Below are 18608 nucleotides of genomic sequence, written 5' to 3'. Positions count from 1 at the left end.
TTCAATTATCTTATGGTAACAATTATCTTATACCACAATAAAAGGCATAGAATATTCTCTATGCCTTTGCTTCTTAATAAGTTAGTAAAAATTATGCATTCAATCTTGTTCGTATCTTATTATAAATGCCTTCCCCTGAATCTAATTCAATCGACTCATTCATTAACAACTCTACTGCTTCGCTAACATGTTTCACTGGCCAAATGGCAAAAGTTCCTTTTTCAATGGCTTTGGTTACTTCACTATTAAGCATCAAATTTTGAATATTCGCGTAGGGAATAATCACTCCTTGCATTGATTTGATACCTTTAATCTTACACACTTGGTAGAAGCCTTCTATCTTTTCATTTACTCCACCAATCGGTTGCGCTTCGCCAAATTGATTCATAGACCCCGTAATGGCAATATCTTGTCGGATTGGCATACCAGAAAACGCTGAAATAATTGCATTAAATTCAGCCATCGAAGCACTATCACCATCAACACCACCATAAGACTGCTCAAACGCCAGACAAGTTTTTAATGGAATTGTCTTCTCATTACCAAATAAAGAAGCAAGATAAGCACTTAAAATAAACACCCCCTTAGAGTGAATACTACCGCCAAGTTCTACCTTTCTTTCAATATCAAAAACTTCACCTTTGCCAAAAGCAGTAGTCGCTGTAATACGATTAGGCATTCCAAACTGATGGTTCGAGGTCGAAAGTACCGCTAATGCATTAACCTGCCCTATAACACCACCTTCGGTTTCCATAAGTGTTGTGCCATTGATGAAACTTTGCATTACTCCATCTTGAACTCGATTAACTCGATGTTCTTTATTTGCTAACGCCTGCTCTACATGTTTTAAGCGGATCATATTTGAGTTACCCGCACGAGCGAGATAATTAGTTTCTTTTAATAAATTAGATATATCGGCAGATAATAATGACAACCTATTTTGATCACCAGCCTGACGAGAACTGTATTCTATGATTCGTTCAATAGCTCGTTTATCACATTGAAGCATATTTCCATCGTGTACAATACTAGAGATAAACTGCGCATAATGATATTCAGACGCATCAGTTCTTGGCATATCGTCTTCAAAATCAGCCGTCACTTTAAATAATTCACTGAACTCAGAATCATAATGTTGAAGTAATTGATAAGTTTGGTAATCGCCAAACAGAATAATTTTTACATTCAAAGGAATTGGCTCAGGCTCAAGAGATACCGTCCCTGAAAGTGTTACCTCTTTTTCTAATGAACTTAAGTTAAGATTTTGAGAACGGAGTGCTCTTTTTAAACCATCCCATACGTACGGACGCTCAAGTACTTTAACGGCATCCATCAACAAAACACCACCATTTGCCTTATGAAGGCTACCTGGACGAATCAAAGAGAAATCAGTAAATACTGTACCTTTAAAAGTCGCATTTTCGATATAGCCAAATAAATTATGGTAGCTTGGGCTCTCTTCAACAATCAGTGGGAATTTTTCTTCTTTTTGACTAACAATGGAGTTAATTTGATAGCGACGGGGCAATTTTTTTTCTAAAGAAGCATATGCAAGCTCCGCATCCTCATTGTCCTCCTGAATAAACACATCGAAATTTTCTAAGATGTCTTTTTCCATCTCTTTTAAATGTTGTGTTATTACTTTTGAACCTTGGTACTTCTTCTTGATCGCCCCAAAATTCACAGTTAGCACTTGAGAAACGACATCCTCATTCAATTTTTCTATCTTATCGGAATATTTATCTTCCCACTCTGTTAGCTGACGAACCAAACTCCGGAGTTTTATTTCTAATTCATCAATAATTGATTCTAATTGACGCTGATCTTGTCTATCTAATGCATCAAATGTCTCTTCGGTATGCAGCTCTTCACCATTCATAGCAATAAATTGATAGTCACCTTGAGTAGTAACAGCAAGACTGATCCCTTTACTTTTTGCTTCTTTTGTTAATGTACCAAGAAGGGACTCTTGTTTATCTACCAACTGGTTTTTAAGCGTTCCTGTTCTTGTGTAATAAAGCTCATTATCAAATGCTAGCGGAATAGCTTTAACCAACTTTAAAGTAATTTTTTCAATTTCTTTCTTAAAACTTGCCCCTGTTCCTACTGGTAACTTTAGTACTTTGGGAGTTCGAGTATCATCAAAATTAGTGACGTAACACCAATCATATATACCATTGCCAACAGGATTATGACGTTTGAGATAGCGAAGCACCATGGTTCGCTTACCAAGGCCATTTTGACCTACAGCATAAATATTATAACCACGATCAGGAATAGACATGGCAAACTCAACGGATTGTTGCGCTCTATCTTGCCCGACAATTTCATCAATGGGTGTTATATATTTGGTTGATTTACAGGTGTTTTCATCAAGTGTTGCTGAGCGATATACTTGCTTATGCGTGAGAGGTAAAGTAGACATAAGGCGACCTCTTAGTTTTTTATGATTTTCATCAGTATAGATTGAAAAAACACAAAATTAAGTGACCTAGACTTAAATATTTGAAAAATTGATACTTTTTACATACTTTGGAGGTTAATTTTTGTTCAGATAGCAAAATGGCGTGACCATTCTCATGATCACGCCATTAGAATTTGATTAACGTATATTAACGTTTAACTGCGCTCGTTGGAGTATAAAAGGTTTGACCCGCTTTTGTTTCAAACTTTACAAAGCCTTTATTTGGGAAAGTTTTAATCACTTTACCTTTGCGCTTGTAGTCTAGTTTTTTACAATCTGAAGGTAATTTAGCCTTACCATTATCTTTGCGATTCAAAAAAACTTTCATCGATTTTTGGTTATCACAAACCACTCGATTCTTTTCAATCATTGGTGCTGCTGATAAATTTGCAGAAAACAGCAGTACAGATAGTGAAAGTAAGATTTTTTTCATGATAGCTCCTTAATGTGAAGTCATATACTACCACACAAACAGTCAGTCGTACCAATAAATAGTGCTCTAAGCAAAATGACTAAAAAGCTAGTGATAACAACTAATCACCTTGTCATTATGTTCGTTTTATTAAAGCGCAGCCATTCCCTATTGAAAAAAAAATACAACTAGGTATTTTAATCTGAAATTAGGATATATACCAATTTCATTAGAGGACTAATACATATGGTTAAGCCCATTCAATTTGGATTCATGGCTGTCATATTTGCACTTTCTACACCTGTATTTGCTAAAGGCGAACGCTATGGTGCTGTAGCCAACTTTAAAATGATGGAATCAATTGAATATGAAGAAGGTCTAAGTGATGAGTTTAATACCATTAGCTATGGATTTGTACACACAAGACCAATTGATGAAAATAATAACCGTTGGCGTTGGTGGTTTGGCGTAAATTATCTGTCGGATACTACTGATACCGCCGAAAATGGAATACATCAAGACGTTAACAACTATGAGTTTAGAGTAGTTCCTCAATACGCATTAGGAAAATGGAACGCCTTTACGCCTTATATAGGTACAGGTCTATCTATGGCATATAGCCAATACTCTAATCGTTGGCAAATAGAAAATAACAACAAGGCATCAGGTACTGAGCTAGAAGACATTAACCAATTTGAGCTCGGTGTTGTTGTCTCTTTAGCAACTGTCATTAAGCTAGGTGATAATCCTGATTCTCATTTGCAAATTATTCCACAAGCCTCTTATATCCAACCACTTTATAATGATGGTATTGGTGGGCTTGAGCTATCTGTAGCATTGTTATTCTAAGGAAACATTGTGCATTTATATCAACTCACTTTACTTATTACAAAGTCACCAGAAGAATATACTGGTAATAAACACCTTGAAATACCAGAAAATGGGGGATCATTAGGTCGTCATCCCAGTAATACCGTAAGTTTAATCGACCATAATCGTTTTATCTCAGGCTCTCATTGCCTTATTAGTATTTATGGTGATACTTATTACTTAAGTGATGTCAGTACAAATGGCACTTTAATTAATGGTAATAAACTACTCAAAAACCAGCCAGTCTCATTATATCATGGTGATTTAATCATTCTTGGTCGCTATGAGATTTCAGTAAATTTAGAAAAGCTCTCTAATAATATTAATATCGCAGTAGACATTTCTGATGAAATAGATTCAACAGATCCCCTAATCAACTTAGCGGAATACCAAGCAGAAAACGAAGAAGAAAAAGGAAGTATTTCAGATCTATTCATAGAAACTCGCACAGACAAGCTTGATAACTCTGACCCTGTAGCTCACCTAAATCTTATGATGAAAAATGACGATGACATTTTACTTCGTGATGATGCAGAAGAAAATACAAAGAGCACAAACAAAGCGTCTTTCCAAAATCGTCAACTACTTGATGATAACGAATGCGTTCACTCCGGATTTGATGCACCAAACCTTATTCCTGAAGATTGGTATCCACATGATCTCACCCCAACAATAGAACCACCCTCAAAACCAATAACGCAACCCATTGTGCCTAAACAAACACAAACAGCTTCAAACACACAAGCGTGGGAAGACGTAACTCAAGCAATACAACCTAAAGACATAATAGAAGAACAAAAAGAACCACCTCGTTCAAATATTGAAGTGATTACCAAAAGTAATCCTAATCAATATATAAATGAGGAAAAATTAGCTTTCTGCAAAGGGCTAGGTATACCAAAAGAAAAAGCAGAGCAAATGAATGAACACCTCTTTCAACAAATGGGAACGTGTTTACGTCTTTGTATTGATGATTTGCAGAAAAAGTTAACCGAATTAAAAACACTAAAAGAAAGTGAAACAAGCACTGAGATAACAGACATTATTGAGTTGATATTTTCACTTCATGAGCAGCAATTACTCGCACCAAATGAGCTAATTGAGCAAATTCTTGATGAACTTGAAAGCCATAAAATAAAAGTAGCTCAAGCAACTAATGAAGTGCTCAACCAAAAATTACAAGCCTTAGATCCTAACCAATTTTCTCATATCAGACGATCTCAATCTCGCCTAAAAAGTAATGGAAAGTTATGGAAGGAATACCTTGCATTTCATGCTCTACATAGCGATGAAAAAATAGATATTTCAAGCCAGGGAATACAACAAAAAATCAAAGAAAATTACACTAAGGGAACCAACACCTAATATGAAAAAGTTAATCATTATCTCTCTTATTTTCCTACTATCTAGTTGTGCCATGTGGGATCAAGTAAAGGAATCAACAGGGATCACTCCTGAAACCTCCTCTATAGAGCTTATAATCACCGCAGACAATATATTAAATGTACGTGACGGTGGACAATCATCACCTGTTATCCTCCGTATTCATGAGCTTAACTCCCCTGTTCTATTTCGAAACCTCGACTTTTTTGCGCTGTTTGAAAATGATAAAGCAGCTCTAAATGATGAATATATCAAACGTCACGAATATCAAATTCAACCGGGGGAAATGATACACACGACCTTAGTGCTTGAGCCTGAAACTAGTGTTATTGGGTTCTCTGTCGCATTCCGAAATATTGATGGTGCCACCTGGCGTAAAGTGGAATTAATCGAAGAAAAAAGTGAATACGTTCTGCATCTTAACCTAAAAGAAAGCGTTCTCAGCACTAACAATACTCACGGTATTACGCAAATATATTTCTAAGGATATCAATAATGTCACTATATAACCCTGTTGCTTGGCAAGATGGTATGTTCATGAAACCACAGCATTTCCAGCAACTGGATCGCTCTCAAAGTAAACAAAGTGGAATGTTAAGCGGCTTTGAGTCACCTCTTCATTGGGGAATAAAGCGCATTGAAATTAATACAGAATCACTGGCCTTAGGTAAAATAGGGATAACTCACGCTGAAGGTGTGTTGCAAGATAGAACGCCTTTCTGCCTTCCCCTGCACGCTTCATTACCTGAAGTCAAAGATGTTGATGCCTCTGTTGCAAATAAAGTATTGTATTTATGCTGCCCACTACCTTCTGAGCGCTCTGAGCTATTTGGCTCAAATAAAGAAGGCGCTCGTTATTCAATGCATACACAAGAAGCTGTAGATGCATGCTACGAAAGCGAAGACATCACTAATATCACCATTGGTAAACTGAATTTTTGTTTAATGTATGAAGACGAAGATAAAAGTGCTTACACTTCAATTCCTATTTTAAAAATATCAGAGGTAAAACCAGATGGAAGCATTATCTTAGATAATAGCTATATTCCTACGTGTGTTGATATTAACGCCTCTACTGTTTTAAAAAAATTCACAACTGAATTTGCCTCTATGCTACGTCATCGTGCTGAATCTATTGTTCAACGATTAAATGTTGTAGACCAACAAGGCGTTTCCTCTGTTTCCGACTTTATGCTTTTGCAGGCACTAAACCGATACGAACCATTATTTTGGCATTTTTCTAATACCGAGGGGGTTCATCCTGAAAGCCTTTACCGTATTTTGCTACAAGCAGAAGGAGAGCTCGCCACTTTATGCTCATCTTCACGTAGACCTCAAGAATTCATACCGTACAATCACGGTAATTTAACAAGTTGCTTATCTGCCATATTAAATAACTCTAAAATGACCTTGAGTGTTATGTCTGAACAACGTGCAATACCTCTGCCTCTTAAAGAGCAAGGCTATGGCATTCGCATTGCGCCTATTTCTGACAGAAGTATTGTCGATTCAACCACCTTCATATTAGCCGTAAAAGCTGATGTGACGCTTGACATGCTTTATACACAGTTTGTCTCTCAAACTAAAATTGGCTCCATTGATAACATTCGAGAGCTTATCAATTTACAACTTCCGGGCATCGCTATCAAACCAATGCCTGTCGTTCCTCGTGCTCTACCATATCATGCTGGATATACATATTTTGAATTGGATAAATCAAGCGAAGAGTGGGATGCATTAAACACCACCGCAGCCATTGCTGTTCATGTAGCCGGTGATTTTGCTAACTTATCTCTCCAACTTTGGGCTGTTCGATTATGAGTTATACTGATGATGATATTACGGTTGTACTTTTTCAACCTGAGCCAGGCAAGCCAATGGAAATTATGCCTGCCCCTGATTTATCTCGTAATATTTCAGTCAACCAACTTGACATTACCTCTATGGGGATCAATCCACTAGTTGACCAATTTTCATGGTTAATTGCGAGTTTATCTTGCATGTCGTCCATTCCATGGCTTGATGACCCTATGCCATTTAGAGAGCAAGTCGCTCGCGAGATCCGTAAAGGAGAACGTCGGTTAAATGAAATGGAAGTCGACCACGCCTCTATTTTAGTCATACGTTACTGCTTGTGTGCCGCCATGGATGAAGCCGTATGCCGACAAGAATGGGGAGCAAATAGCCATTGGAGCCAAAGCAGCCTATTGTCTGAGTTTCATAATGAAACCTCTGGTGGTGATAAGTTTTTTGTCATTTTAACTCGCCTACAAGCCGATCCTAAAAAATACCGTCATGTCATTGAGTTTTTATACTTATTACTGCAATTGGGCTTTAAAGGAAAATATGGCCGTGCTGAGCGAGGCTCAGAAAACTTAACCGACATTGGCAATACTGTTTATCGCCTTGTTCGTGATGAGCGCCTTGCCGAGCAAGAAAAAGTCTCACTGGTTGATGTAAAAGCCAAATACATCAAAAAACCATTGAAACGAGTCTTGCCGCCTAAACTCATTCTTGGGGCTAGTGCCCTATTGTTTACGCTCATGTATGCCGCCACTTATTTAATTATTGATATGAAGTATCAAAAGCTCCTCTCTATCTATCAATAAATGTATTTATAAATAAGTGCAAAGAGACTCTTTTTAACTTAACCAAAATAAGGCAGTTCTATTATGGCCGTCACCGTTGCTGCAAATGGACTCAGTATTATTCATAAAGACTCAGGGGGAGAAGCAAGCGCCACCCTACCTGATGTCTGCTTAACTCAGGTAGGCAACGCTGTTGTGCCTATTCCTTATGGCAACAGTGCAAAATCCAAAGACTTGGTTAAAGGCACCACGACAATTACCATGGATGGTGGTAATCCCGTCGCCATTAAAGGCAGCTCCTTTTCTAAAAGTACCGGAGATTCAGGAGGTAATAAAAAAGGCATCGCTTCTGGCACCATCGAAGGGGAAGCCAAATTTATCTCTGCCTCTCCGACGGTTAAGTTTGAGGGAAAAGGCGTATGTCGCCTATCTGACCAAATGACGATGAACAAAGCCAACACCCTATGTTTAGGGGGCGCACAAAACCCGTCAGTGTCTATCTCCGCGGAAGAAGAAGGCACCTATAGTGTCGATTTAACCTTGTCTTACGCTGATGGCGATCCAGTTCAAGGGGCAACTTACACCTTAGTTGACCAAACCGGCAGCGTGTTTGAGGGAAGCTTAAACACAAGCGGAAAGGCAAGCATTAGTGGTATTGCACCGGGAGAGTTCTCGATTGAATATGGAGAAGACACGCGTGAGTTTTCGCCAAACGAGCCAACAAAAGCCAACCCTAAATATAACCCAACAACCGATCCACAAGCCTTATTAGATAACGCTAAACAAGGTGACATTGGTTTTTGGGAGAATCCATGGGGAAAACTGTCGGGAAAAGTTCGTTGGGTTTGGGGCGTGGCATTAGGTGATTTTAATCACGATGCCACAGTAGAGCAAATCATCGCCAATACTGCGATTACTATGATCCCCGTGGTTGACCAAGTGGCTGACTTGCGAGATTTAAGTGCCAATATGATAAATTTATTGGATGAAGAAGCCCGTAAAGAGCCTGAAAACTGGTTAATGCTTGCACTGACGCTAATTGGGTGTATCCCTCTATTTGGGAGTGCCATGAAAGGCACCTGTAAAATTGCCCTTAAGTTAGGGAAAGAAACCCCAAAAGACGATTTACTTGCGGTGATTAGGGCGTGTGGTAAAGGGGATCCTGAAAAGTTTTTACGCACCTTAGATTGGGCGGATTACGCAAAACAGTGTTCACAAATTTTATCGGATGTTATCAAACCTTGCTATGAGGTCGCCGCCGAGCTTGCCGCAGCTTCTGATAAAATTGGGGCTGATGTGCTCACCAAATATTTTACTGATTTAGTCGATGAGCTAAAACTGCTCGACAAACTGGGTATTGATAACATAAGTGAAGCGATGAAAAGCTTTGATCAATTATTTAAATCCATTTTAACAAAAACGGATGACGTATTCCCTGCAAGAACCTATCACAGCGCAGGCCAAGGCACCTCTCAAGCAGGAAAGAAAAAGACCAAAGTAAATGAAGACAAACAAGGCACCAAGCATTGTCTTCTGTGTAAAAAAATCATTAAGAAAGCTGGCAAGAAAAAACAGAAAAAAAATAAAGATGGCACATGCGTAGGACATAAGGTGGTTTAAATGGCAAAAATTAATAAACAAAACTCACCCTCTACAATCGAAAGTTGGGTAGAATATTATAAAGCACTAGAAGACAACCCACACAAAAAATTTCGAGGTTGTTGTTCAAGGAAAGTATTTAACTGTAATGATACAGAACAAGAATTCGCCACTTGGGTGCCTATACTAGCTTATTTTAGATTTAAAAATAAAAAGAAAAAAAATGACAAATACTTTTTAGCACATCATCCTTGGTCTGTTCCAAAACGACGCTACTGGAATGAGAAAATAGGACAACAACTGGTCGATGAAAACAAACTAAAAAACCCTAAATGGTTAAAGTATGATAAAGAATTATTAACACCACATCACTTAATTAGTTGTAGTGTGACGGAATCAATTAACCGACATTGGCAAAAAATAATTGAAAACCACATTGGCTACAATGTAAACAGTGCACATAATTTAGTTATCTTGACTAACTCAGCTGTCGTCGCTTGCCATTTAAAGATCCCATTGCACGAAGGGACACACATTAAAGGACGAATGAAAGATTACATTAGCATAGATGAATACAACAAATATGCCCAAGAAACTGCAACATCTAAAAAAGGACTAGAGGTCGAATTTTGGAATATGATAGATAAGAACACAAATAAACCTGAAGCTGCTAAATACACAGGAGATGATACAGATGAATCTAAAATTGTAAAACATCTAAATCAGCAGATGAAATTTAAAGCATACCATTCTAAAGTATTTAAGTATGTGACTAAAATACTAGAAAAATACTTTAAAAACTGTCCAAAAGATTTAAATGACACTTATTTCATCAACGATATGAATAAGTGCTCAAAACTAATTTTATTGAAGTTACAAAATTTCAAATGGGTATTACACCCCACAGGTGAAGACTACAAGCCCGGTTCAAAAAAAGGATGTTGTGGTGTGGAGGTAATCTCAACTTATGTCGCTAAGAAAAGCCATAAAGATAAAGATATAAGCATACTGCACGATGAAACGGAAGGTGAAGTTGCTAAGCTAAATGGAACAGCATTAAAACATTGCCCAAATAATAGAAAACACCCTTACTTACAGCTGCTGTTTACTAAAAAGAAATGCATAAACCGCAAAGAGCTTGGTTTGCTTGTAGCCACTGAAATTGATTATTAATATAGGAAATAAAGATGACACCTGACACAACAGAACTTAAAGATATTATCATTAATGATGGCCTAGAAGCTGGAAGAAAATTTCTTAATAGCATTAATTTAAAGGAAGTATGTCCTTATGGTATTTTAGAAGATTACTTAGACGATGACTACAGCTATCTTGAGGAAGTATTAACCTTAATTTGTGAATTTTATGGCTCTGACAGCATTGAATTCCCTGATGAATACGAATTAGCGTATCACTTAATGCAATATCCCGGTCAATCATTTGATTTAATCTGTGCATGTACTGAGCTTGGTATTAAATTTAATCACCTAGATTATTTTAGACTGAGTGCAACACATAATTATGATGAACATTTTAACTACCTAATACAACACTTTAAATTCAGTAATAAAGATTATAATAATTTTTTTAAAACACTACTTGGCTTTGGCGAACATTATTTGTGTGAATTTAATGACATAGATAAACAGTATAAAGAATATGAACACATCTCGACTATGATCAAACGATTAATTATGGAATTTAATGTCAATGTCAATACTAATGATGCAGGAGGTCAATTTAACTATGCCGTACTTAATTGTTTATATTTCTACCCTAATGCGCTCCAGTATTTTTTCACTGAACATTTTGATGGTTCCATTCTCGAAGAGAACGATTTTTGGACGACATTTTGCAGTACATATATAGAAAAGAATATAATCAAACATTATATTATCGCTTTCCAACAAATTAAAGCAAGTGGTATTACATTTGATGACTCTATTATGCTTTCAGCGTTAAAGTCTGCAGGTCTAGATGAACTAATTAATGCTTATGTAAATGAGCCAAATGGTAAGAGTTAATATGAAAACACAACTGCATTTTATTAATGAAGATTACGATTGGATGCCAGATCTGCTTATTGAAGAAGATGATATGGGGCCAACATTAGTTGATGGTACTCACCTTTCGGTTGATCGCCCTATTCGCTATAAAACCAGTGAATTACCCGTTTCATGCGCAAAAAGCTTTTACGATTTAGATGGCTTAATTGTTAACCCAGCGATTGCCGAGGCGTTTCAAAAGGTTGACCCTAAAGGGCTTCATATCACCCCTATTGAGCTGCAATTTACAGATAATGTTTCACTGCCTTATTATCGGTTAGATTCAGAGATTGAGCACAACTTAATTGATATGAATGCTTCCATCATTGAAGATGGCGACGCTGAATATGGGTACAGCTTTGAAAAAATCGTGTTATCTGAAGACGTTATCCAGAAAATACCGCAAGAAGAACTGCACTTTTTTAGAATAAAAGGGTTAGAGCTGATCCAGTACATGGTATCAGAAACTCTAAAAGAGAAATTAGAGCAGATCCCTCATCATATTTTGCTCACCGATGAAACTACCTACGAGGGAATTTAGAACAATGTCTATCCCGTATCAAATATTATCGAAAGCAGAGCTTGATCAGTTTCCAATTAAGCAACATTTAGGTCATAAGTTCATCGGTGTTGAGCCAGATTTAATCCTTGATTTTTTCTTACTGCAACCAAGGATCTTCCTGCGTACCGATCTGGTCGATGTCAAAAAGAATGATCACCTAGAGGTATTAGAGGCTGGGTATTTCACCGCGAAACAACATAAACTGTTTCGAGGGTTTTCACTGCTGCGCCCACAACGTACCGTTTCGACGATTCAAACAATAGAAGAAGGTGAAAACATCGACATCACACAGCTTGATTTCAGCCCTTTAAAAGGTGAGCAACCCGCTCTTCTAAAAGTGCACGACCATTTAGATGTTTTAGTTATCCATCATGATTTCCTTAAGCGCCTAAGTACCCCTTCTATTGCTGATATTGAGTTTAGGATCCCGAAATAACATTTTATCGATAGAGATAGATTTACTTTAAAAACACGCCTCCCCTTTACCATGAGTGCTATCCATTAACTGCATATCACTCGTGGGAAGCTGCTTTAATTATATAAAAAGCACCCTCACTTACAGCTGCTGTTTACTAAAAAGAAGTGCATAAACCGCAAAGAGCTTGGTTTGCTTGTAGCCACTGAAATTGATTATTAATATAGGAAGTAAAAATGACGCCTGACGCAACAGAGCTTAAAGATATTATCATTAATGATGGCCTAGAAGCTGGAAGAAAATTTCTTAATAGCATTAATTTAAAGGAAGTATGTCCTTATGATATTTTAGAAGATTACTTAGACGATGACTACAGCTATCTTGAGGAAGTATTAACCTTAATTTGTGAATTTTATGGCTCTGACAGCATTGAATTCCCAGGGCAACCGCATGAGTGGTTAAATTTTAACCTCTGAGAAAAAACCTGCCGTTAAAACAGATTCAAGCATTGAAGTATTCATCATGCATCGCTTTTGTTTACCCACGATACTCAGTTTTGTGGGCTCAGCTCTGAGCATGTTCAAGCTCATGTGTCGTAAGCAGGAAAGGTTTTCGGCACCATTATCTTTGAATATAGAGCAAGCATCTTCATTCATGCTGACATCGAGTACCCAGTGCATTGATTCGATCCCCCAATGCTCTCTGACCGCCACTGCTGCTTGCTCTGCACTTAATTCTTTTGAGCTAATGTAATAACGATATTCTAGACTGGGCTGTTTTCCTTTAATGGCACGAAAGCTTTCAATCATGATGATACTTTTTAAGCCTTTCCAACGAGAAAAGTTACCTTCTAGAGCTGTACTTGGTAATACATAACTTTGACGTGATTCAATACGGCCATGACCTTGCTCAAGGTTAATGAGTTTGTTTACTGTAGAGCGTTGATTTGAAAATGCTTTTTCAACAGATTTGCGTAGCGAGCCTTGATTGTTTTTTACTGCTAATAAGTAGTCTGCGCCCTTATCTATTATGACTTTGGCTATTGCCGTTTGGCATGCCATGGCATCAATAGTCACTAATGCGCCTTTAATATCAAGCATCTTAATAAGCTCTGGAATAGCTGTTATTTCATTACTTTTTTGCTCTGTTTTTAACTGCCCTAAAACCAATTTGTTTGAAGAGGCGTAAGCACTCACCATATGGATAGTACTTGAGCGGTCGTCTCGATCATAAGAGCCACGAAGTGTCTTGCCATCAATAGCAACGACTTGGCCTTGAGTTAAAGAATGCACTGAAGACATCCAAGAGACGAAGCATTGATGAAATTGCTCTGGTTCAATATTTGAAACAATCCTAGCAATCGTATCATCGACAGGAATGTCATTTAAAAACATACCATTACGTTCAAACCAAGCGTGATGACCAAGAATGTATTCTCTAATATCAAACCAGCCTTTTGCTCCTGCAATAACAGCACACATTGAGCCGAATAGAACTTCAAAAAGGCAATAGGTTACTTTTGCACCTTGTCTTTGGTCTGTTATTTCATGAAAGTGTTCTTTAAAATGGTCAATGTGCATCGAATTCTCCTCGTTAAAGGAGGTATATGATCACAGGTAAATCTGATCGTCAAATCGATCGTTTAATTGATTAAAAAACATTCGTGATCTTGCCCTGATTGAATTCCCTGATGAAGACGAATTAGCGTATCACTTAATACAGTATCCCGGTCAATCATTTGATTTAATCTGTGCATGTACCGAACTTGGTATTAAATTTAATCATCTAGAATTTTTTCTACTAAGTGCCACACATAGTTATAATGAGCATTTTAACTACCTAATACAACACTTTAAATTCAGTAATCAAGAGTTATAATGATTTTTTTAAAACACTACTTGGCTTTGGTGAATATAATCTATCTGAATTTAATGACATAGATAAGCAGTATAAAGAATATGAACACATCTCAACCATGATCAAGCAGTTAATTACTGAATTTAATGTCAATGTTAATACTAATGATGCAGGGGGAAGTTATAATTATGCTGTACTTAATTGCTTATATTATTATCCTAATGCAATTAAATATTTTTTAACTCATAATTTTAATGGCTCAATTCTTGAGGATAACGATTTTTGGACTAAGTTTTGCAATAGACTTAGAAAATCTAAAATAAAACACCATATTATTGCTTTCCAACAAATTAAAGCAAGTGGTATTACATTTGATGACTCTATTATGCTTTCAGCGTTAAAGTCTGAAGGTCTAGATGAACTAATTAATGCTTATGTAAATGAGCCAAATGGTAAGAGTTAATATGAAAACACAACTGCATTTTATTAATGAAGATTACGATTGGATGCCAGATCTGCTTATTGGATTTGTTGTATCATCAAAACTTAAATTATAGAAAACTAATTACGGACTTATATATGAACTTAAAAATAGAAGAAATTAAAAATTTAATCGAAGAAAACAATATAGATGAAATCAAAAAAATCATCATTGATGATATAAATAATGATATAAATAGTAACAATAGTATTATTGATATATTAATTAATTATAATTATATAAAAATCATTACATTTATCTGTGACAATTTACTTAAAAAAAATATAAATGAAGAAATAAATAAGAACATAATATATAACCTTCATTCTAGAGCTTTAAAAAACACTCTTGATGATGGAATAAATGAAACATCTGCATACATATTAAGTAAAATATTTCATCATCCAAAAAAAGAGGAGCTATACATAAATTCATTAGAATTTACTGACAGTGAACAAATAAGGAATATGTGCAAATGTAGTCATGATAGTGAGAATATAGTGTTTATTAAAATACTGCATGAAGCAGAAATAGAAAGTGACTGGGGTTTGATATTGTTATATAGCTGTATCTTTGGTCAAAGAGACATGGTCGATTATATAATGAATAACTTTGAACTATCCAATGAAACAATAAGTGAGTCATTAAAAGGAGTTATAACATCAGAAATATTTGGTCCTTTTAGTGACGATCCAGATCAAATATATATCATTTCAAAACTCATTAAATCAAATAAAGTAAATGTTAATATAGATGGAGAGGAGTGGAATTATTTATATTTTGATTGTTTGATCTGTGCCCCTGCGGCTGCAAAATATTTTTATACTCCAGAGTTTGAATCAGGGTGTATTAATTCTGAAAACTTTTGGGAAGAATTACTTGATGACGTCAATACTGATGATGAAAAATCCCTCTATATGGATGCCTTGGTTGATCTTAAAAACAGTGATGTGAATACCGATGGGCTCATTAGTATATTTAAAAAATTAAATCAGCCAGATCTAGTAACGATCTTATCTAATGATCAATCACAATAAAAGAGAGACTCATAAAAACACAACTGCATTTTATTAATGAAGATTACGATTGGATGCCAGATCAGGGCAAGATAACGAATGTTTTTTAATCAATTAAACGATCGATTTGACGATCAGATTTACCTGTGATCATATACCTCCTTTAACGAGGAGAATTCGGTGCACATTGACCATTTTAAAGAACACTTTCATGAAATAACAGACCAAAGACAAGGTGCAAAAGTAACCTATTGCCTTTTTGAAGTTCTATTCGGCTAAATGTGTGCTGTTATTGCAGGAGCAAAAGGCTGGTTTGATATTAGAGAATAAATTCTTGGTCATCACGCTTAGTTTGAGCATAATGGCATGTTTTCAAACGATATTCCTGTCGATGATACGATTGCTAGGATTATTTCAAATATTGAACCAGAGCAATTTCATCAATGCTTTGTCTCTTGGATGTCTTCAGTGCATTCTTTTACTCAAGGCCAAGTCGTTGCTATTGATGGCAAGACACTTCGTGGCTCTTATGATCGAGACGACCGCTCAAGTACTATCCATATGGTGAGTGCTTACGCCTCTTCAAACAAATTGGTTTTAGGGCAGGTTTTTTCGAAGAGGTTAAAAATTTAACCACTCATGCGGTTGCCCTGGGTATTAAGCCCTACAGGCAAAGATTATAATCCAGATTCAAGTAAAGGATGTTGTGGTCTAAAGGTTATCTCAACTTACGGATTAGACCCAGAAGAGCGTGAGAATCAAAAATTAAAAATAACAGACGACCCTTTACCAGATTGTAAAGAAAATAGAAACCATGACTATCTAAACCAAATATTTAATATAAAAAGATTAGATATAAAAAATAGAAAAAAGAAAGGGCTTGTTGTAGCATCTCAACTAAAATATTAAAGGAATATTATGTATACTATCAAAGACTTAGAACATTTAAAAAATGCATACGATGCTGATAATAAAAATGATATAATTCAACATGCAGAAAATACAGGAATGGGGTTACTTACTGTTTTGTATTTAGGAGGAAAAGAAAGGGCTAAGTTATTTCTGAAATATATTCCTTTGGGAAAAAATGAATCTCCAAATGAATTGTTAGTAAATGCGATTAATTTACACCTATCAAATCCACCAGTAATCACTGACTTAATCGAATTGTTAAGTGATCAGTTTGGTTCTAAAGGTATAATGTTAACAGATAGTGAAGCTATATTTTATATGATACAAGATCCTGATAATTCATTGGATATTTTAAAGAAACTGATAGAATATAATATTAAGTTTGATTTCCGTGAATGCTTTACTTCAGGTGCTTATTATTGCTATAAAAAACATTATTATTATTTAAGTAATAACGTTACTTTAACAAAGGCGGATTTTAGCGAGTATTTTGAATTATTAATTTCTAATCCTAAAAACCAAAGTATGGAAGGTAATTATATTTATGTAAGTGAAATTATTGAAGATTTAATTAACAATCATAATGTAGATGTTAATATGGGTGATCTTGGGATGGATTTTGATTATGCAGTGCATCAGTGCTTATATTATTATCCATTTTCTGTTAAATATTTTTTAACAAAAAACTTTGATATATCTCTTCTTGAAGATCCTGACTTTTGGAAGGAGTTTTGTGATGGACTAGGTAGGAAAGTTCAATATTATCCAATCGCTTTCCAACAAATTAAAGCAAGTGGCATTACATTTGATGACTCTATTATGCTTTCAGCGTTAAAGTCTGAAGGTCTAGATGAACTAATTAATGCTTATGTAAATGAGCCAAATGGTAAGAGTTAATATGAAAACACAACTGTATTTTATTAATGAAGATTACGATTGGATGCCAGATCTGCTTATTGAAGAAGATGATATGGGGCCAACATTAGTTGATGGTACTCACCTTTCGGTTGATCGTCCTATTCGCTATAAAACCAGTGAATTACCCGTTTCATGCGCAAAAAGCTTTTACGATTTAGATGGCTTAATTGTTAACCCAGCGATTGCCGAGGCGTTTCAAAAGGTTGACCCTAAAGGGCTTCATATCACCCCTATTGAGCTGCAATTTACAGATAATGTTTCACTGCCTTATTATCGGTTAGATTCAGAGATTGAGCACAACTTAATTGATATGAATGCTTCCATCATTGAAGATGGCGACGCTGAATATGGGTACTGCCTTGAAAAAATAGTGTTATCTGAAGATGTTATCCAAAAAATACCACAAGAAGAACTGCACTTTTTTAGAGTAAAAGGGTTAGAGTTGATCCAGTACATGGTATCAGAAACTCTAAAAGAAAAATTAGAGCAGATCCCTCATCATATTCTGATCACCGATGAAACCACCTACGAGGGAATTTAGAACAATGTCTATCCCGTATCAAATATTATCGAAAGCAGAGCTTGATCAGTTTCCAATTAAGCAACATTTAGGTCATAAGTTCATCGGTGTTGAGCCAGATTTAATCCTTGATTTTTTCTTACTGCAACCAAGGGTCTTCCTGCGTACCGATCTGGTCGATGTCAAAAAGAATGATCACCTAGAGGTATTAGAGGCTGGGTATTTCACCGCGAAACAACATAAACTGTTTCGAGGGTTTTCACTACTGCGTCCACAACGTACCGTTTCGACGATTCAAACAATAGAAGAAGGTGAAAACATCGACATCACACAGCTTGATTTCAGCCCTTTAAAAGATGAGCAACCCGCTCTTCTAAAAGTACACGACCATTTAGATGTTTTAGTTATCCACCATGATTTCCTTAAGCGCCTAAGCACCCCTTCTATTGCTGATATTGAATTTAGGATCCCGAAATAACATTTTATCGATAGAGATAGATTTACTTTAAAAACACGCCTCTCCTTTACCATGAGTGCTATCCATTAACTGCATATCACTCGTGGGA

20 protein-coding genes and 1 pseudogene are annotated in these 18608 nt (G+C 36.1%); 18 read left to right on the top strand and 3 right to left on the bottom strand.

Annotation, left to right across the window (positions count from 1 at the left end):
- Positions 1-91 precede the first annotated feature (91 nt).
- Together ACU5DF_RS00740 and ACU5DF_RS00735 are read right to left on the bottom strand one after the other, a co-directional pair.
- Positions 92-2425, bottom strand: coding sequence for a Lon protease family protein (locus tag ACU5DF_RS00740; RefSeq protein WP_045104037.1), 2334 nt, complete (start codon positions 2423-2425; stop codon positions 92-94).
- 187 nt (positions 2426-2612) lie between these two features.
- A complete protein-coding gene (locus ACU5DF_RS00735; RefSeq protein ID WP_446711414.1) occupies positions 2613-2897 on the bottom strand; it encodes a hypothetical protein in 285 nt (94 codons plus the stop codon).
- 225 nt (positions 2898-3122) lie between these two features.
- On the opposite strand from ACU5DF_RS00735, the gene ACU5DF_RS00730 reads away from it, so the two are divergent.
- The 11 genes from ACU5DF_RS00730 (at position 3123) to ACU5DF_RS00680 (ending at position 12814) form a co-directional block, all read left to right on the top strand.
- The gene (locus ACU5DF_RS00730; protein WP_446711413.1) at positions 3123-3725 is read left to right on the top strand and encodes a hypothetical protein; all 603 of its coding nucleotides are present in this window, start codon (positions 3123-3125) and stop codon (positions 3723-3725) included.
- Positions 3726-3734: 9 nt separating this feature from the next.
- Positions 3735-5111, top strand: a complete 1377-nt coding sequence (gene tagH, locus ACU5DF_RS00725; RefSeq protein WP_446711412.1) for a type VI secretion system-associated FHA domain protein TagH — start codon at positions 3735-3737, stop codon at positions 5109-5111.
- A 1-nt stretch (position 5112) separates the two neighbouring features.
- Positions 5113-5613, top strand: a complete 501-nt coding sequence (gene tssJ / locus ACU5DF_RS00720) for a type VI secretion system lipoprotein TssJ (RefSeq protein WP_446711411.1) — start codon at positions 5113-5115, stop codon at positions 5611-5613.
- Positions 5614-5624: 11 nt separating this feature from the next.
- Positions 5625-6950 carry a type VI secretion system baseplate subunit TssK gene (tssK, locus tag ACU5DF_RS00715; RefSeq protein WP_446711410.1) on the top strand — a complete coding sequence of 442 codons (1326 nt, stop codon included), beginning with the start codon at positions 5625-5627 and terminating at the stop codon, positions 6948-6950.
- Positions 6947-7738 carry a type IVB secretion system protein IcmH/DotU gene (gene icmH / locus ACU5DF_RS00710; protein ID WP_446711409.1) on the top strand — a complete coding sequence of 264 codons (792 nt, stop codon included), beginning with the start codon at positions 6947-6949 and terminating at the stop codon, positions 7736-7738. The genes tssK and icmH overlap by 4 nt, the downstream gene beginning before the upstream one ends.
- Positions 7739-7801: 63 nt before the next feature.
- On the top strand, positions 7802-9337 hold the full coding sequence (locus ACU5DF_RS00705; RefSeq protein WP_446711408.1) for a PAAR-like domain-containing protein: 1536 nt from the start codon (positions 7802-7804) through the stop codon (positions 9335-9337).
- On the top strand, positions 9338-10489 hold the full coding sequence (locus tag ACU5DF_RS00700; protein WP_446711407.1) for an AHH domain-containing protein: 1152 nt from the start codon (positions 9338-9340) through the stop codon (positions 10487-10489). It abuts the gene before it with no gap.
- Between the two features lie 14 nt (positions 10490-10503).
- Entirely contained in the window at positions 10504-11340 is an 837-nt protein-coding gene (locus tag ACU5DF_RS00695; protein ID WP_446711406.1) for a hypothetical protein, read from the top strand.
- Between the two features lies 1 nt (position 11341).
- A complete protein-coding gene (locus ACU5DF_RS00690) occupies positions 11342-11902 on the top strand; it encodes a hypothetical protein (protein WP_446711405.1) in 561 nt (186 codons plus the stop codon).
- 4 nt (positions 11903-11906) lie between these two features.
- A complete protein-coding gene (locus ACU5DF_RS00685; protein WP_446711404.1) occupies positions 11907-12359 on the top strand; it encodes a hypothetical protein in 453 nt (150 codons plus the stop codon).
- Positions 12360-12574: 215 nt separating this feature from the next.
- Positions 12575-12814: a hypothetical protein gene (locus ACU5DF_RS00680; RefSeq protein WP_446711403.1), complete on the top strand. Its 240-nt coding sequence runs from the start codon at positions 12575-12577 to the stop codon at positions 12812-12814.
- Here ACU5DF_RS00680 and ACU5DF_RS00675 read toward each other — a convergent pair.
- A complete protein-coding gene (locus tag ACU5DF_RS00675; RefSeq protein WP_446711344.1) occupies positions 12797-13918 on the bottom strand; it encodes an ISAs1 family transposase in 1122 nt (373 codons plus the stop codon). The two genes, ACU5DF_RS00680 and ACU5DF_RS00675, sit on opposite strands and share 18 nt — an antisense overlap.
- A gap of 395 nt (positions 13919-14313) precedes the next feature.
- Here ACU5DF_RS00675 and ACU5DF_RS00670 point away from each other — a divergent pair, with 395 nt between their 5' ends.
- From ACU5DF_RS00670 to ACU5DF_RS00640, 7 genes and pseudogenes are all read left to right on the top strand, one after another.
- Positions 14314-14658 (top strand): hypothetical protein, encoded by a 345-nt coding sequence (locus tag ACU5DF_RS00670; RefSeq protein WP_446711402.1) that lies wholly within the window; start codon positions 14314-14316, stop codon positions 14656-14658.
- Between the two features lie 116 nt (positions 14659-14774).
- Positions 14775-15713 (top strand): hypothetical protein, encoded by a 939-nt coding sequence (locus ACU5DF_RS00665; RefSeq protein ID WP_446711401.1) that lies wholly within the window; start codon positions 14775-14777, stop codon positions 15711-15713.
- Positions 15714-15872: 159 nt separating this feature from the next.
- Positions 15873-16301 (top strand): annotated as a pseudogene (locus ACU5DF_RS00660) (ISAs1 family transposase); the annotation flags it as partial.
- Between the two features lie 30 nt (positions 16302-16331).
- On the top strand, positions 16332-16601 hold the full coding sequence (locus tag ACU5DF_RS00655) for a hypothetical protein (protein ID WP_446711400.1): 270 nt from the start codon (positions 16332-16334) through the stop codon (positions 16599-16601).
- Between the two features lie 9 nt (positions 16602-16610).
- A complete protein-coding gene (locus ACU5DF_RS00650) occupies positions 16611-17501 on the top strand; it encodes a hypothetical protein (protein ID WP_446711399.1) in 891 nt (296 codons plus the stop codon).
- A 1-nt stretch (position 17502) separates the two neighbouring features.
- On the top strand, positions 17503-18063 hold the full coding sequence (locus tag ACU5DF_RS00645; RefSeq protein WP_446711398.1) for a hypothetical protein: 561 nt from the start codon (positions 17503-17505) through the stop codon (positions 18061-18063).
- A gap of 4 nt (positions 18064-18067) precedes the next feature.
- Entirely contained in the window at positions 18068-18520 is a 453-nt protein-coding gene (locus tag ACU5DF_RS00640; RefSeq protein ID WP_446711397.1) for a hypothetical protein, read from the top strand.
- The last annotated feature ends 88 nt before the right edge of the window (positions 18521-18608 follow it).

The sequence above is a fragment of the Aliivibrio wodanis genome (assembly GCF_052920805.1).
The sequence above is the reverse complement of the archived record's forward strand: the minus strand, read 5'-3'. Positions and strand labels throughout refer to the sequence as shown.

Bases quoted from the DNA above. Each gene is read 5' to 3' on its own strand.
- ACU5DF_RS00740 (WP_045104037.1), bottom strand. From the start codon at position 2,425: ATGTCTACTTTACCTCTCACGCATAAGCAAGTATATCGCTCAGCAACA.
- ACU5DF_RS00735 (WP_446711414.1), bottom strand. From the start codon at position 2,897: ATGAAAAAAATCTTACTTTCACTATCTGTACTGCTGTTTTCTGCAAAT.
- ACU5DF_RS00730 (WP_446711413.1), top strand. From the start codon at position 3,123: ATGGTTAAGCCCATTCAATTTGGATTCATGGCTGTCATATTTGCACTT.
- tssJ (WP_446711411.1), top strand. From the start codon at position 5,113: ATGAAAAAGTTAATCATTATCTCTCTTATTTTCCTACTATCTAGTTGT.
- tssK (WP_446711410.1), top strand. From the start codon at position 5,625: ATGTCACTATATAACCCTGTTGCTTGGCAAGATGGTATGTTCATGAAA.
- icmH (WP_446711409.1), top strand. From the start codon at position 6,947: ATGAGTTATACTGATGATGATATTACGGTTGTACTTTTTCAACCTGAG.
- ACU5DF_RS00705 (WP_446711408.1), top strand. From the start codon at position 7,802: ATGGCCGTCACCGTTGCTGCAAATGGACTCAGTATTATTCATAAAGAC.
- ACU5DF_RS00700 (WP_446711407.1), top strand. From the start codon at position 9,338: ATGGCAAAAATTAATAAACAAAACTCACCCTCTACAATCGAAAGTTGG.
- ACU5DF_RS00695 (WP_446711406.1), top strand. From the start codon at position 10,504: ATGACACCTGACACAACAGAACTTAAAGATATTATCATTAATGATGGC.
- ACU5DF_RS00690 (WP_446711405.1), top strand. From the start codon at position 11,342: ATGAAAACACAACTGCATTTTATTAATGAAGATTACGATTGGATGCCA.
- ACU5DF_RS00685 (WP_446711404.1), top strand. From the start codon at position 11,907: ATGTCTATCCCGTATCAAATATTATCGAAAGCAGAGCTTGATCAGTTT.
- ACU5DF_RS00680 (WP_446711403.1), top strand. From the start codon at position 12,575: ATGACGCCTGACGCAACAGAGCTTAAAGATATTATCATTAATGATGGC.
- ACU5DF_RS00675 (WP_446711344.1), bottom strand. From the start codon at position 13,918: ATGCACATTGACCATTTTAAAGAACACTTTCATGAAATAACAGACCAA.
- ACU5DF_RS00670 (WP_446711402.1), top strand. From the start codon at position 14,314: ATGATCAAGCAGTTAATTACTGAATTTAATGTCAATGTTAATACTAAT.
- ACU5DF_RS00665 (WP_446711401.1), top strand. From the start codon at position 14,775: ATGAACTTAAAAATAGAAGAAATTAAAAATTTAATCGAAGAAAACAAT.
- ACU5DF_RS00655 (WP_446711400.1), top strand. From the start codon at position 16,332: ATGCGGTTGCCCTGGGTATTAAGCCCTACAGGCAAAGATTATAATCCA.
- ACU5DF_RS00650 (WP_446711399.1), top strand. From the start codon at position 16,611: ATGTATACTATCAAAGACTTAGAACATTTAAAAAATGCATACGATGCT.
- ACU5DF_RS00645 (WP_446711398.1), top strand. From the start codon at position 17,503: ATGAAAACACAACTGTATTTTATTAATGAAGATTACGATTGGATGCCA.
- ACU5DF_RS00640 (WP_446711397.1), top strand. From the start codon at position 18,068: ATGTCTATCCCGTATCAAATATTATCGAAAGCAGAGCTTGATCAGTTT.